At 67.8% G+C, this 14,280-nt stretch carries 12 protein-coding genes and 1 pseudogene; 4 read left to right on the top strand and 9 right to left on the bottom strand.

The annotated features are described in order from the left end of the window. Window positions 1-44 precede the first annotated feature (44 nt). From STH_RS10565 to STH_RS10550, 4 genes are read left to right on the top strand one after another with little or no spacing between them, the layout of a single operon-like run. On the top strand, window positions 45-1,712 hold the full coding sequence (locus tag STH_RS10565; protein WP_148205556.1) for a spore germination protein: 1,668 nt from the start codon (window positions 45-47) through the stop codon (window positions 1,710-1,712). Further along, window positions 1,709-2,809 (top strand): GerAB/ArcD/ProY family transporter, encoded by a 1,101-nt coding sequence (locus STH_RS10560; RefSeq protein WP_043713903.1) that lies wholly within the window; start codon window positions 1,709-1,711, stop codon window positions 2,807-2,809. Before STH_RS10565 ends, STH_RS10560 begins: the two co-directional genes overlap by 4 nt. Then, window positions 2,802-4,007, top strand: a complete 1,206-nt coding sequence (locus tag STH_RS10555; protein ID WP_011196229.1) for a Ger(x)C family spore germination protein — start codon at window positions 2,802-2,804, stop codon at window positions 4,005-4,007. Before STH_RS10560 ends, STH_RS10555 begins: the two co-directional genes overlap by 8 nt. 57 nt (window positions 4,008-4,064) lie before the next feature. After that, the gene (locus STH_RS10550) at window positions 4,065-4,703 is read left to right on the top strand and encodes a lysoplasmalogenase (protein ID WP_011196228.1); all 639 of its coding nucleotides are present in this window, start codon (window positions 4,065-4,067) and stop codon (window positions 4,701-4,703) included. A 107-nt stretch (window positions 4,704-4,810) separates the two neighbouring features. Here STH_RS10550 and STH_RS10545 read toward each other — a convergent pair whose 3' ends face one another. The 9 genes and pseudogenes from STH_RS10545 to STH_RS17310 all read right to left on the bottom strand — a co-directional run bounded on the left by STH_RS10545 (window position 4,811) and on the right by STH_RS17310 (window position 14,098). After that, the gene (locus STH_RS10545; RefSeq protein ID WP_011196227.1) at window positions 4,811-6,643 is read right to left on the bottom strand and encodes a S9 family peptidase; all 1,833 of its coding nucleotides are present in this window, start codon (window positions 6,641-6,643) and stop codon (window positions 4,811-4,813) included. A 166-nt stretch (window positions 6,644-6,809) separates the two neighbouring features. Continuing rightward, window positions 6,810-7,339 (bottom strand): annotated as a pseudogene (locus STH_RS19950) (alpha/beta hydrolase family protein). Window positions 7,340-7,470: 131 nt separating this feature from the next. Continuing rightward, complete coding sequence (locus tag STH_RS10535; protein WP_043713901.1) at window positions 7,471-8,304, bottom strand: cytochrome c oxidase assembly protein; 834 nt, start codon at window positions 8,302-8,304, stop codon at window positions 7,471-7,473. Window positions 8,305-8,463: 159 nt separating this feature from the next. Further along, on the bottom strand, window positions 8,464-8,784 hold the full coding sequence (locus tag STH_RS18015; protein WP_158506926.1) for a cytochrome C oxidase subunit IV family protein: 321 nt from the start codon (window positions 8,782-8,784) through the stop codon (window positions 8,464-8,466). A gap of 13 nt (window positions 8,785-8,797) precedes the next feature. After that, a complete protein-coding gene (locus STH_RS10525) occupies window positions 8,798-9,430 on the bottom strand; it encodes a cytochrome (ubi)quinol oxidase subunit III (RefSeq protein WP_011196223.1) in 633 nt (210 codons plus the stop codon). A 47-nt stretch (window positions 9,431-9,477) separates the two neighbouring features. Then, the gene (ctaD, locus tag STH_RS10520; protein ID WP_011196222.1) at window positions 9,478-11,364 is read right to left on the bottom strand and encodes a cytochrome c oxidase subunit I; all 1,887 of its coding nucleotides are present in this window, start codon (window positions 11,362-11,364) and stop codon (window positions 9,478-9,480) included. Window positions 11,365-11,481: 117 nt separating this feature from the next. Continuing rightward, window positions 11,482-12,504: a cytochrome c oxidase subunit II gene (gene coxB / locus STH_RS10515; protein WP_043713900.1), complete on the bottom strand. Its 1,023-nt coding sequence runs from the start codon at window positions 12,502-12,504 to the stop codon at window positions 11,482-11,484. A 449-nt stretch (window positions 12,505-12,953) separates the two neighbouring features. Further along, window positions 12,954-13,319 carry a DUF983 domain-containing protein gene (locus STH_RS10510; protein WP_011196220.1) on the bottom strand — a complete coding sequence of 122 codons (366 nt, stop codon included), beginning with the start codon at window positions 13,317-13,319 and terminating at the stop codon, window positions 12,954-12,956. A gap of 5 nt (window positions 13,320-13,324) precedes the next feature. Beyond that, window positions 13,325-14,098 carry an SCO family protein gene (locus STH_RS17310; protein ID WP_011196219.1) on the bottom strand — a complete coding sequence of 258 codons (774 nt, stop codon included), beginning with the start codon at window positions 14,096-14,098 and terminating at the stop codon, window positions 13,325-13,327. Window positions 14,099-14,280 lie beyond the last annotated feature (182 nt).

The raw sequence follows: 14,280 nt of genomic DNA, 5'->3' as shown, positions 1-14,280 counted from the left end.
GCATACGGACTTCCCCGGGCTCAAAGACTACAGGCGGCGGGGAGGTGCGACTGCCGGTGGACCACCAGAAGATCATCCAGTATCTGCGCCGCTGGCAGGTGGCGCCGGCCGACGCCCTGGCGGCGCAGGTGGAGGCCTGCGGGGGGGCCTGGCTGCCGGACGAGGTCCAGCTGGCCCTGGCCGCCGAGAAGGGCAACATGCCCGTCAGCCCTGCGCTGGCGGAGAACCGGGAAATGGTGCGGACGCTGATGGGCTACAGCTCGGATCTGCTGGAACGGAGCCTGTACCTCGGCGCGAACCGGGTGCCCGCGGCGCTTTTCTGCGTGGACGGCCTGGCGGAACGGATGCAGGTGATGACGATCCTCGAGTCGCTGGCGGTCCAGAGCCACCGGGAGGCGGTGCCCACCGACTCCGTGGACGGCTGCCTCAGGACGCTGCAGCAGATGATCCCCAGCGTTACGCTCCGGTCGGTGACCAGCCTCGGGCAGGCCCTGGAGGCGCTGGTGACCGGCGACACCATCCTCTTCGTGGACGGGATGCCCTTCGCACTGGTGCTGCCCACCGACGGGCCGCCCGGCCGTCAGCCCGACGAGCCGCTCACCGAACCGGTGGTGCGGGGGCCGAAGGATGGCTTCACCGAGACCCTGTCGGACAACCTGGCCCTCATCCGCCGTCGCATCCGGGATGATCGGCTGCGGATCGAGCGGTTCACCCTGGGGGAGCGTTCGAAGACCCGTGTGGTGATCATCTACCTCATGGGCATTGCGCCGCCGGAGATGGTCCAGGAGGTCCGCAACCGCATCGGCCGCATCCAGGCGGATGCGGTGCTGGAAAGCGGCCATATTGAGGAACTGATTGAGGACGATCCCTTCACGATCTTCCCGCTCCTGAAGGTCACCGAGCGGCCCGATGTGGCCACCGCGGGGATGCTGGAAGGCAAGGTGGCCGTGCTGGTGGACGGCTCGCCGAACGTGCTGCTCATGCCCTCGACGCTGGTGGCGGAGATGCAGTCTCCGGAGGACTACTACCACCGCTGGCCGATCTCGTCCTTCGTCCGGGCCCTGCGGTACCTTTACCTCCTCATCGCCTTCCTGGGCCCCTCGATCTACGTCGCGATCACCACCTTCCATCAGGAGCTGATTCCCACCAACCTGCTCACGAACCTGATCGCGGCGCGCGAAGGGGTCCCGTTCCCGGCCGTGATGGAGGCGCTGATGATGGAGCTCACGATGGAGGCCCTGCGGGAGGCCGGCGTGCGGCTGCCCAAGGTGGTGGGGCAGGCGGTGTCCATCGTGGGCGCGTTGGTCATCGGCGAGTCGGCCGTGCAGGCCGGTCTCGTCTCGCCGGTCATGGTGATCGTCGTGGCGCTGACCGCGATCTCCTCGTTCATCATCCCGCTGTACGCGATGTCGCTGGCCGTGCGGCTCCTGCGCTTCTTCCTCATCGTCCTGGCCGGCACGTTCGGCTTCTTCGGCATCGTCGTGGGACTGATGGCGCTGTTCGTCCACCTGAACACCCTCCGTTCCTTCGGCGTGCCGTACCTGTCGCCCATCGTGCCGCCCACCCTCGCGGATCAGCGCGACGTGTTCATCCGGGTCCCCTGGTGGGCCATCAGGCGCCGGCCGCGGTTCATGCCCGCGGTGGACTACCCGCGCAGCGGCCCGGACAACCGGCCCCGTCCCCCGCAGCCACAGGGAGGCCAAGCCCGGTGAAGATCTGGATCAGCGGCGGACTCTACGCTTCGGTGTTGGTTGTGACGCAGTTCATCATGCAGTACGTGATGCTTCCCCGGTTGCTGCTGGAAAGCGCCGGTCAGGAAGCCTGGATCACCGTGCTCATCCTGGGCGTGTACGCGCTGGTCGTTGCCCTGGCGGTGGTCTGGATCGCCTGCCGCTTCCCTGACCGGGATCCCCTGAAGGCGATCCGGTGCACCCTGGGGTCCTGGGCAACCTACCCCATCGTCCTGCTGTACTGCGCGTTCAACGTGCTGATCTACGCCATGTCGCTCAGTGACGTGCAGACCTTCACCAAGATCCTCCTGCTGCCGGACACCCCGGCCTGGGTGTTGGCGGTCATGATTGCCCTGTTCACGATCTACACCGTGCTCCAGGGGGTGGAGCCTATCGCCCGCACCGCCTACGGCGTGCTGGTGCCGCTCGTCCTGGTGATCCTCGTCCTGCCCTTCGGCGTGGGGAAGGAGATCCGGCTGCTTCAGATCGATCCGTTCCTGTGGAAGGGGTTCTCCGGCGTCCTGCGCGGCGCGTGGCTCGCCCTGCCCTGGGCGGGCCAGTCCCTCATCGTGCTCAGCCTCATGCGCCACCTGAGCCTCCGGGTGAACCCGTACAAGTGGACGCTGATCGGGGTGGGCAGCGCGCACCTCGCGCTGGCGATCATGGTCCTCCTGATCAGCCTGGTGTTCGGTTCGATCCTGCCGTCTCGCCTTCTGTATCCGGGACACGAGCTGTTCGCGATCGTCGCGCTGACGGAGTCCATCGAGCGCATTCAGGCGGGAATCATGGTGCTCTGGCTCTGCGGCAGCTTGATCAACATCACGCTGCACCTGTACGTGGCGGTGGAGGAGGGCAGCCTGGCGCTGGGGATTCAGCGGCGGGGATGGATCACGCTGATCCTGGGCGCGGCGGGGGTGTTCCTGGCGCAGTGGGCAGGCGGGGCCCTGTACCGCCGGTCCATCGCCAGGGAGGCGTGGTGGATCGGGATGCACATCGCGGGGCAACTGGCCGTGCTGGCTCTGCTGGGCCTGGCCACGCTCCTGATCCGCATGCGACAGGGGGCGGGGACGAGTGCGTAGGCGGATGCGGCTGCTGGCGCTGTCCGTGCTCCTGGCGCTCGGGTCGGCCCTGCTCTCGGGCTGCTGGAGCCGCGTCGAGCTCAACGACATCGGCCTGGTGCTGGGGCTCGCCGTGGATGTGGGGGAAGAGGAGCCGGTGCGGGTGACGCTCTACGTGCCGCGACCTCTGTCACCCGAGCAGGGCGGCGGCATCGGGGGCGACCAGGAGCCGATATGGGTCGTGGCGCGCGAGGCCGACAATTTCTCCGACGCGCTGGCCCTGATCCGGCTGGCCTCGGCCCGACGGCTTGTCTTCCACCACCTGCGGGTGGTGCTCATCGGCGAGGAGTACGCCCGCAAACACGGCATCGGCGACGTGCTGGACGTCCTGGCCACCAACCACGAGATCCGGCTCACGGTGCGCCCGTTCCTGGTGGAGGGGAGAGCCCAGGAAGTGCTGGAGACCCTGCCGCAACTGCGCGCCCTGCAGCCCTTCAACCTCACCGGCATCCTCCAGACCAAGGGCGGGCTGGAGTGGCGGCTGAAGGACGTCCTGGTGGCCAGAGCATCGGACACGCACTCCGTGTGGATGCCGACCATCCAGGTGGTGCCCCGCCCGGCCATCACGGCCAACTCGCCCCCGACGGCCGTCACCCTCAGCGGCGTGGCCCTCTTTCGCCGCGATTACCTCCAGCGGATCCTCGAGCCTGCCGCCTACCAGGTGATCGCCTGGTTCCTGGGGAACCCCAGCGGATTCACGATCACCGCACCCTGCCCGACCGGGGGTAACGGGTCGGTTTCCGCCCAGGTCGTCAGCGGCCGGACGCGCGTCCGGCCCCGCTGGCAGGACGGCGGCATCGCCTTCAAGGTCGAGATCACCAGCAACGTCAACATCATGCGCTCGGAGTGTGAGATGGCCGAAGTCAAGCACGCGGAGGTGCGGGAGCATCTGGAGCAGGTGCTGGCGTCCGACCTGCGCGAGCGGATCGCACAGTTCATCCGCATCACCCAGGAGGCCGTGACCGATCCCGTCGGCTTCGGCAAGCACGCCCAACTGGCGTTTCCCCGGTTCTACAAGACGATGGAGGACAAGTGGGGCGAAAACTTCTGGCCGAACACCCCGGTGGAGGTGGCCGTGAAGATGACGGTTGATCAGGCCGGGCTCGTCACCGGGCCGGTCCACCCGACCGAGCGGGAACTGCGCGAGCGCGTCCATTAACCGTGGTCGTGTGATCCGCACGCCAATGTGGTACAATTCGGACTGGGGGTGAAGGACGTGCTCGAGCCGCTTTCCGTGGCCATCGGCCTTGCCGGCATGGGCGATCTGTTCGCCATCTGGCGGGGCATTCGCTGGCTGCGGTACGTGTTCAAGCCGGGGACGATGCTCCTGATTATCGCCCTGGCGGCCACCGGGCTGCCGGAGGCCGGAGCCTTCGGGTATCTGGTGCTGGCGGGCCTGCTCTTCTCCGTCGCGGGCGACGTCTTCCTGGTCCTGCCGCAAAACCGCTTCCTGGCGGGGCTGGTGTCCTTCTTCTGTGCGCACGTCCTGTACATCGCCGCATTTGCGGTGCGCCGGGCCGGCTGGGGTCTCCTCGATGGCGCGCTGCTGGCGGGGCTGGCCGCCGCAGGGGTGCTCTTCTTCCGCCGGATGAGGCCGGGCGTGCGCCGGGAGGGCGGAAACCGCATGCTCCTGGCCACCGGCGTGTACCTGGCCGCGATCACGCTCATGGTGGCGGCGGCCGTCGGCACGCGGCTGCCCGCCACGGCGGCGGGGGCGCTGCTTTTCTACCTTTCGGACGCCATCCTGGCCTGGAACCGGTTTGTGCGGCCCCTGCCCCGGGCCAACCTCGGGGTGATGAGCGCCTACTTTCTGGGGCAGTACCTCATCGCGGTGAGCGTGCTCATCGGGGGATAACGAGGGAGAGGGGGTCCGGACAACACGCGCGGGAAGGCCGGAAGACCATGGCGATGCATGGTCTTCCGGCCTTTCGCCTGGCTTGCGCGGCGGGGCGCCACGTGGGATCACGCGCCCTCCTTCACCAGGTGGCGGAGGAGGAAGTCGGCCATGGCGCCGTAGCCCTTCAACTGGTTCGTCCGCTTGGTGAAGCCGTGTCCCTCGTCCTCGAAGACCAGGTACTCGACCTCGCGGCCCAGGCTGCGGAGCCGCTCCACCATCTGGTCGGATTCGGCCTTCACCACCCGGGGATCCATGGCGCCCTGGACCACCATCAGCGGAACCTTGATCTGGTCCACGTAGGTGATGGGGGAGCGCTCGATGAGGAACTCCCGGTCCTCCTCCGCGTCGCCGACCCAGGCCTTCATCATCGGCTTCCAGTGCGGCGGCACCGAGTTCACGAAGGTGATCAGGTTGGCCGGGCCGCAGAAGTCGCAGGCGCAGGCCCACAGGTCGGGCAGGCGGGTGGCGGCGGAGAGGGTGGCGAAGCCGCCGAAGGAGCCGCCCCAGACGCCGATGCGGTCGCCGTCGATCCAGTCCAGCGAGCGCAGGTAGCGGTTGCACGCCTCGATGTCCTTCAGCTCGGCCCCTCCCCAGTCCCGGTGGATCCGCTTCTGGTAGTCGATGCCGAAGCCGGTGGAGCCCCGGATGTTGGGGGCGAGCACGGCGACGCCCCGGCTGAGCAGGTACTGGTAGAAGCCGCCGTAGTTGTAGCCCGGCCGCTCCTGCGCCTCCGGCCCGCCGTGGATGGAGAGCAGCGCCGGCACCTTCTGCCCCGGCTGGATCCCGTGGGGCCGGTAGAGCCAGGCCGGGATGCGCAGGCCGTCGAAGGCGTCGATGTAGACCAGCTCGGGGGCCACGAAGACCTCCTCAGGGATGTTGCCCAGCATGGACTCGGTGATGCGGGTGAGGGTCCCCGCGTCGATGTCCAGCAGGTAGATGGTGGCGGCCTCCTTGTAGGTGGCCATCTGGAGGAAGAGCCGGTTGCGGGTGTCCCGCCCGGCGAACTGCACGTCCAGGATGACCCCGGACGGCAGGGCCGGCAGGTCGACGGGGCGGCCGCTCTCCCGCTCGATCACGCGCACCACGGACCGGCCGGCCTCGTTGACCACGTAGGCCATGAGCCGCTGGTCGGCGCTGAGGGCCACGCCCTCGATGTCCCAATCGGCCGTGAGCACGTAGGACCATCGGTCCTCGGCGAGGCTGTAGAAGCCGATGGCCTGGAACTCCCGCCCATCGTTGGTGGCGAAGTAGAAGCCGGACCCGTCCTTCAGCCAGGGACCGGGGAAGAACTTGACCTCCCGCCCCTCGTGCGCGGTGAGGTTGCGGATCTCGCCGGTGGCCACGTCGACCAGCAGGAGGTCCTGGTTGGTGTTGCCGTAGAACTGGACCGCCAGAATCCGGGAGCCGTCCGGCGAGAAGGAGAAGGCGTACCGGAGCCCCCCGCCGGGGGTGAGCTGCCGGGTCTCCTTCGTCTCCAGGTCGTAGATGTAGATGTCTACGTCCTGCGGGTTGGCCGCGTTGCCCGCGAAGGCCAGGTACCGGCCGCAGGGAGAGAACCCGCCCAGGCTGTACTGGACGTCCGGCCGGTCGGTGATCCGCTCGGGCCAGCCGCCCACCGCATCCATCAGGTAGACCTGGAACTGCTCGTCCCCGTGATGGTCGGCCAGGAAGGCGATGCGGGAGCCGTCCTTGTTGAAGATCGCCTCGCGCACCGAGTCTTCGGTGAAAAGGGTGAGCTGCCGGGGCCAGCCCCCCTGGCTGGCGACCCGCCAGAGGTTGAACTGGCCGCTGATGTCGCTGACGAACAGAACCGACTCGCCGTCGGGCGCCGGCTGCATCGCCACGATCCGCCGGGTCGCGAAGAACTGTTCGAACCGGTACCGGGGGCGTGCGTTCATCGATGCCATACCTCCTTCGTGGAGCCTGCCCATAAGACGCTCTGCGGTTTCGGAATGGTTCAATATGTACGATCGGCCTTGGGTACGATTTTCCGTCGCACCCAGGTACGAGGGGCCAGGCGGGAAGAGGAGGACGGCCGCCCGTCGCCGGCGCGGCGCCCCGGCGCTATCGCACCAGGTGGCGGATCAGGAACTCGGCCATGGCGGAGAGGGCTTTCAACAGGTTCGCACGCTTGGTGAAGCCGTGGCCCTCGTCCTCGAAGACCAGGTACTCCACCTCCCGGCCCAGGGCGCGGAGCCGCTCCACCAACTGGTCGGACTCGGCCTTGGCACCCGGGGATCCATGGCCCCCTGCACCACCATCAGCGGGACCTTCAACTGGTGCACGTAGGTGATGGGTGAGTGCTCGATCAGGAACTCCCGGTCTTCGTCGGGGTCCCCAATGGACGCCTTGATGGTCGGCCTCCAGAAAGGCGGCACCGATTTCAGCATGGTGATGAGATTGGACGGGCCACAGATGTCGCAGGCGCAGGCCCACAGGTCAGGCAGGCGGGCGGCCGCGGAGAGGGTGGCAAATCGGCCGTAGGATCCGCCGAGGACGCCGATGCGGTTGGCGTCGATCCAGTCCAGGGAACGGAGGTAGCGATTGCAGCTCTCGATGTCCTTCAGGTCGTCGCCGCTCCAGTCCCGGTGGATGCGCTTCTGGTAGTCGAGGCCGAAGCCGGTGGAGCCCCGGATGTTGGGGGCCAGGATCGCATTGCTGTGTATTATATTTCGATATTGTAAGAGTATATACGATTGTCGCGGTTCCCGGGGGTCCCGCCGGTTCAGACGGTAGCCCGGTCAGGGCCAGCGGGGCCGGGCGTGGCATCCCGGTCTTCCCGGGCGACCCAGCGGAAGAAGATGAGGATCCACGCGAAGACGAAGATCACGCCGCTGGCCAGGTGCATGACGACGCCGGCCAGCTGCTGGTCGGACATGGGATCGATGCCGAAGACGCGCGGCGCCTCCTCGTAGAACGGGTAGAGCACCACGTCGGCGAAGGTGATGACGGCAAACGCGGCGATCTGGGCCAGCCCGGCCAGGAAGACGTAGACCATCTGACCCGGCTCGGAGAGGGGTGGCAGCTCCCGGGTGGGCGAGCAGACCGGCCACCACATCAGCAGGGCCGTGGCCACCAGGATGGCGTGCTGCACGGCGTGGAACCAGTGGTAGAGCAGGATCGCCTGGTAGAGCACGGGCAGGTGCCAGATGGAGTAGATCAGGTTGAACAGTAGCAGCGCCGGCACGGGGTGGACCAGTGTCCGCAGGATGCGCTTCGCCCATGGCCGCCTGAGCAGAGGGCGTAGGGCCCACTCCGGGGTGCCGAGCAGGATGAGCGGCGGCATGACCATGGTGAGCAGGGTATGCTGGACCATGTGCACGCTGAAGAGGTACAGCTCGGACATGATGTGGATGGGGGTGCCCTCGCTCAGGTAGACGGTCCAGAGGCCCAGGCAGAAGAGAACCTGCCGCCAGACGGGCACCGGCGGTCCCCAGTTGAACGCCCGGCGCCACAGGTTGACCAGCAGCAGGTAGGCGGCGTTGAGCAGCACCGTCCATGCCAGGAGATCGGGGTACCACAGGTCCTCGAACCGATGGGCCCACAAGTCGGCGGTCATGGGTGCACCTCCTTCGGTTGCGGCGGGGCAGGGCGGGCAGCCCGGTTTCGGTGAAGCCATGCGTGCGGGCGGGGCGCGATCGCCCCGCCCGGTTGCTTGAGGGTCGACGCCCGGGCTACGGTGGTTGGAGGCCCTGCCAGGGCTCGGTGGCCGACCGACCTACGCCAGGCTGATGAACCGCACGGCGATCGTGATCAGGGTTGCCAGGGTTACGCCGACGGCGAAGATGGCGGTGAGGAGGCGCGGGTCGAAACGCAGGTGCATGAAGTAGGCGGCCACCAGGAAGAACTTGGCGGCGGAGAGCGCGGCCAGGGTCGTCACCACCAGGGCGGACATGCCCCGGACGTACAGGATGAGGAACTCCGCCGCGGTGATGAAAGCCAGGATCACGCCCACCCGGACGAACGTCGCCGGGGTAGGGTGAGGCCGGGGCAGCGGCGTGACCTTGGCCCGGCGGGCGGCGGACTCTCCGGTGTTCACGGGCACACCTCCCCTACTGGACGAACTCGAGCAGGTAGACCACGGTGAAGAGCACGATCCAGACGATGTCGACGAAGTGCCAGTAGAGCCCGGCCACCTCGACGTCATCCGCCTTGTCCACCGTGAGTCCCTTGCCGCGGCCGTGGTAGAGCAACGTGAGCAGCCAGATCACGCCGACCGCCACGTGGGCGCCGTGAAAGCCCGTCAGCGTGTAAAATGCGGTGCCGAACACGCTGGACGAGAGGCTGAGTCCCGCGTGGTAGAAGTGGGTGAACTCGTAGGCCTGGAAGCCCAGGAAGGTGAGGCCCATCAGGGCCGTCACCAGCACCCAGCGCCTGGCCGCCCTGCCCTCGTTCCGCTGCGCAGCGTTCACGGCAAGCACCATGGCCAGCGACGACATGAGCAGGACGAAGGTGGAAACCGTCGTGAGCTCGATGTTGAACAGGTCCCGGGGCCCCACGCCGGGCTGGTAGCCGCCCCGGAAGACCAGGTAGCCCACCAGCAGGCAGGCGAAGAAGATCGACTCGGAGGCGATGAACAGCCAGAAACCCAGCTTCCGGTTGTCGATGCCGGTGTTGGTCTGGTGCGCATGGGCGTCATGGGCCCAGGCGGGATGTGCCCGGTGGGCATGCTCGTGGTGCGCCATGTCAGTTCCCCTCCCCCGGTTCGGTCAGGGTTGCGGTGCGGTCCATCTCAGTCGGCTCCCTCCGGTTCGACCAGGGTGCCGCCCTCGCCCTCGAAGGCCCAGCCCCACAGCGCCAGCAACGTGATCACGAAGCCCGCCACGATCACCGGTACGGCGTAGGCCTCGCGCATCCGCAGGAACAGCATGCCGACCGCCGCCACGGTGGGTCCGAGCGCGAGCAGGATCGGCATCAGGGAGGGGCCGGGCAGGTGGATGGGGGCCGGCTGCGGCGACTCGTACTCCAGGGCCCGCTCGTTCCCCTCGGGGTGCTTGTGGAACCAGAAGGCGTCCCGCAGATGCACCACGGGCACCCGCGCGAAGTTGTAGGCGGGCGGCGGGGAGGGGAGCGTCCACTCCAGCGTGCGGCCGTCCCACGGGTCGGCGGGGGCGTCCATGGGCTTGCGCATCGTCACGATGAAGTTGGCGATGAGCACCAGGACGCCGGCCGCGAGGATGAACACGCCGACCGTGGAGAGGAGGTTCCAGTTCTCCCAGCCCAGGCCCGGGGCGTAGGTGTAGATGCGCCGGGGCATGCCCAGCAGGCCGAGGATGTGGAAGGGGAAGGCGAACGTGTGGAAACCGGTGAAGATGAGCGCGAAACTCCAGCGGCCCAGCCGCTCGTCCAGCATGCGGCCGAAGACCTTCGGGAACCAGTGGTGGATCCCGCTCAGGATGGCGAAGATGCTCCCGCCGATCAGCACGTAGTGGAAGTGCGCCACGACGAAGTAGGTGTCATGCTGCTGGGCGTCGGACGGCGCGGCCGCGTGCATGAAGCCCGAGAGGCCGCCGATGGTGAAGCTGGCGATGAAGCCGATGGCGAAGAGCATGGCCGCGGTGAAGCGGATCTGTCCGCCCCACATGGTGCTGAGCCAGTTGAAGATCTTCACGCCGGTCGGCACGGCGATGGCCATGGTGGTGAGCGAGAAGATCGAGTTGACCACGGGGCCCATCCCGACCGTGAACATGTGGTGGCTCCACACGGTGAAGCCCATGAAGCCGATGAGCGCCGTGGAGAAGACCATGACGGAGTAGCCGAACAGCATCTTGCGGGCGTGGACCGGGATGACCTCGGAGATGATGCCCATCGCCGGCAGGATGAGGATGTACACCTCGGGGTGGCCGAACGTCCAGAACAGGTGCTGGTAGAAGACCACGCTGCCGCCCCTGAGCACCTCGAAGAAGTTGGCGGCGAAGGTCCGGTCGAACATCAGCATGATCAGGGCCACCGTGACCGAAGGAAAGGCGAAGATGATGATCGCCGACGTGACCAGGGTCGTCCAGACGAACACCGGCATCTTCATCAGGGTCATGCCCGGCGCCCGCATGTTCAGGATGGTCACGATGAAGTTGAAGCCCGAGACCAGCGTGCCGATGCCCAGGAGCAGCAGGCCCAGGGTCCAGAAGTCGGGGCCGAGGCCGCTGGTGAATTGCACCGACGTCAGGTTGGCGTACCCGAACCACCCGATGTCCGGCACGTGGCCGCCGGCGGTGCCCATCAGCCAGCCGGCGTTGATGAAGAGGGCGCCGAACAGGTAGATCCAGTAGGAGAAGGCGTTGAGACGGGGGAAGGCGACGTCCCGGGCGCCGATCATCAGGGGCAGGAAGTAGTTCATGAAGGCCGACAGGAGGGGCATGACGCCCAGGAAGATCATGGTGGTGGCGTGCATGGTGAACAGGGCGTTGAACGTCCGGGCCGTCACCACCTCGAGCCCGGGGCGGGCCAGCTGCAGGCGCATGATCCAGGCCTCCAGGCCGCCCACCAGGAAGAAGAAGAAGCCGGTGACGCCGTACATGATCCCGATGCGCTTGTGGTCCACCGTCGCCACCCACGACCAGAATCCCCTCTGGGCGGTCGGCCGGGGGATGAAGCCCAGCGTCTTCGCGGCTGTCGCCATGCGGTCAGAACCTCCGTTTCACGGGGATTCGCGCTCGTTCCGGCTTGGTCTCCGGGAGCAGCCGGCCGAGCATCCGGATGTCGCGCTGTCTGACCCGCCGCAGCGGCGGGGCAGGCGTCACTTCAGGCTCATCAGGTACTGCACGATGGCGTCGAGGTCTTGCTCCGAAAGCCTGGCGTGGGAGGGCATCGTGGTGCCCGGCTTGAAGTCGGCCGGGTTCCGCACCCACGCCTTCAGATTCTCGTAGTTGTTCTCCAGGATTCCGGCCGCGAGGGTGGAGCGCTGCCCGACGTCGGTCAGATTGGGTCCGACGACGCCCTGGGCCTTCGTCCCGTCCACGGCGTGGCAGGCGAAGCAGTTGCCGACGTTCGACTCAAAGAGCTCCCGGCCCCGGGCCGCGACGGCGGACAGCTCACTCGGTCCCTGCGCCATGGCCTGCCGCTGCCGCACCCACTCGTCGAACTGCTCCGGTGGCATGGCCCTGACCTGGAAGCGCATGTTGGCGTGGGAGTCGCCGCAGAACTCGGCGCACTGGCCCAGGTAGACGCCCGGCTCGTCCGCCTGAATCCAGGCGATGTTGACGCGCCCGGGGATCATGTCGGTCTTGCCGGCGAGCTTCGGCACCCAGAAGGAGTGGATGACGTCGTTGGAGGTCAGCTCCAACCGGATCGGCTGCCCCGCGGGGATGCGCAGCTCGTTGGCGGTGACGATGCCCAGTTCCGGGTACTCGAAGGCGAACCACCAGCGGTAGCCGGTGGCCCGTACGGTCATGGCGCCCTCCGGCGGCACGGCGGTGGAGAAGGCGGCCTCCACCGTGGGGAAGGCGACGGAGACCAGGATGAGGACCGGGATGACGGTCCAGATGATTTCAAGGACGTGGTTGCCGCGGATCTGCACCGGCACGCCGGTCAGGCCCGGGCGGGCGCGGAAGCGGAAGACGACGTAGAGCAGGGCCGCCGTCACCGAGATGCCGATGCCCATGGCGATGTACAGGGTGTAGAGCAGCAGCCCGGTCTGCATCTGGGCGACCGGGCCCTTGGGATCCAGGGGCGTCTGCGGCAGGGTGCTGCATCCCGCCAGCAGCACGCTGGCCAGCAGGATCGCCGCGCAGGTCCGGACGCCGCTCTGCCTGATCCACATACCCACCGATCATCCGCTCCTCGTCTACGATTCACGTTGTAGGCCGAGCTCGGGTGGCCAATGGAGAGGCCACCATCACTGTAGTACAAAAAGACTAGTCTGACAACCCGGTATTGCGAGATCAGTCGGTCAAAACAAAGCCGCGCGTTGCCCCCGCGCTGCCCGGAGCGGTCGCCCCCAGCCCGTGGCCGCCCACGTGGCGCGGTAGCGGTCACCGCCAGGCCGTGGCCGCCCTCGTGTCGCCGTAGCGTTCACCGCTACCCCGTGGCCGTCGACGTGGCGCGGCAGCGGTCGCCGCCAGGCCGTGGCCGCCCTCGTGTCGCCGTAGCGGTCACCGCTACCCCGTGGCCGTCGACGTGGCGCGGCAGCGGTCATCGCCACCCCGTGGCCGCCGACGAGGAGCGGCTGCGATCACCGGCTGCTCACGGCATCGGTGCCGCGCGGTACGGTCAGCGTCCGCCGCGCCGCAGCCCCGTCATGGCGTGCAGGATCCCCACCCAGGCTCCCTTCATGTTCCGGTAGGTGCCGATCAGGAATCCCGCTCCGAACAGGCACCACAGGACCAGCTGGGTCCGGGGGCTCAGGGGGGTCAGCGCGGCGGTGACGTAGATGCCGATGACCACCAGCACTGCCGTGACGGAGTAGGCGACCAGCATCGCCCCCACGAAGTCGCCCTCCTCCGGCTCGAAGGGGGCGCCGCAGACCGGGCACCGGTCGGCCAGCTGGAAGAGCCCCCGGGACATCGCCCCCCTGCGGCAGGCCGGGCAGCGCAGCCGGAACCCGTCCCACGCGCCGCGAGCCATCGGCCCCAACACGGCCGTCACCTCCCGGCGAGAAGCAGGCGGATCTGCGCCATCACCTCGTCGGTGTCCAGCAGGTTCCCGTGGTGGTACGCCCGGATCCGGCCCTCCCGGTCGACAAGCGCCACCCGCCCGCCGTGCTCCACGCGGTAGTCCACGGCCGAAGCGGTTCCGTGACCGTGGTCAGCGCCGAGGGCATCGTCCGACCGGTGCGTGGTGCCCGCGCCGGCGGCTTCGTCGGGCCCGTGGGCGTGCGTCCCGTGGTCGTGCCCCTGGTGGTGCCCGGCGTGGATCGGGTAATCGGTCGCGATGCGGTCCATCCCCACCAGGAAGCCCTTCTCCACCACGGTGCGGACGTGGTTCGGGCGGCCGGTGAGGAAGTGCCAGGAGGAGGTGTCGGCGCCGAACATCCGGGCGTAAGCCGCCAGCCGCTCCGGGGTGTCGTACTCCGGATCCACCGTGATGGAGACCAGGTGGACCTGGTCGGTCAGACCGAGCCGGGCCAGCTCGGTCTGCAGCGCCCGCATCTGCGCCGTGATCGCGGGACAGATGTCGGGGCATGAGGTGTAGATGAAGCCGACGAGGTGCACACGGCCGGCCAGGTCCTCATCCGAGAACGGCCGGCCCTCCTGGTCCACGAAATCGAAGTCAGGGACCTGGCCGAAGACCGGCAGGGCGGGCTGACGGGCCGACGCGAACAGCGCGAGAAGGCCGGCCAGCGACAGGAGGACGACGCTGATGCTGACCGCCAGGCCGACGCGGACGCCCCGCGGCAGTGCGGCTTCCTGAACCATGTGGACCCCCTCCGCAAATGGAAAGTGCTGCGATGTGCATTTATTATCCGGTAACTCAGACGATTCCTGCTCGGCGGGCTGAGTTTGGCAACATTGTCATCATGAAAGTGAGAAAAGTAGGAGGATTTTGCCCGGAACCCGTCTAATTTCGGTTCCCTACCGGGCACGGGGCGTGGACCTGG

Origin of the sequence: Symbiobacterium thermophilum IAM 14863 (assembly GCF_000009905.1) — a bacterium.
Taxonomy (GTDB): Bacteria; Bacillota; Sulfobacillia; order Symbiobacteriales; family Symbiobacteriaceae; genus Symbiobacterium; species Symbiobacterium thermophilum.
The sequence above is the reverse complement of the archived record's forward strand: the minus strand, read 5'-3'. Positions and strand labels throughout refer to the sequence as shown.

What these genes read in the sequence shown, in the direction of transcription:
- STH_RS10545 (WP_011196227.1), bottom strand. Translation starts at nt 6,643, where the DNA reads ATGAACGCACGCCCCCGGTACCGGTTCGAACAGTTCTTCGCGACCCGG.
- STH_RS10535 (WP_043713901.1), bottom strand. Translation starts at nt 8,304, where the DNA reads ATGACCGCCGACTTGTGGGCCCATCGGTTCGAGGACCTGTGGTACCCC.
- STH_RS10525 (WP_011196223.1), bottom strand. Translation starts at nt 9,430, where the DNA reads ATGGCGCACCACGAGCATGCCCACCGGGCACATCCCGCCTGGGCCCAT.
- ctaD (WP_011196222.1), bottom strand. Translation starts at nt 11,364, where the DNA reads ATGGCGACAGCCGCGAAGACGCTGGGCTTCATCCCCCGGCCGACCGCC.
- coxB (WP_043713900.1), bottom strand. Translation starts at nt 12,504, where the DNA reads ATGTGGATCAGGCAGAGCGGCGTCCGGACCTGCGCGGCGATCCTGCTG.
- STH_RS17310 (WP_011196219.1), bottom strand. Translation starts at nt 14,098, where the DNA reads ATGGTTCAGGAAGCCGCACTGCCGCGGGGCGTCCGCGTCGGCCTGGCG.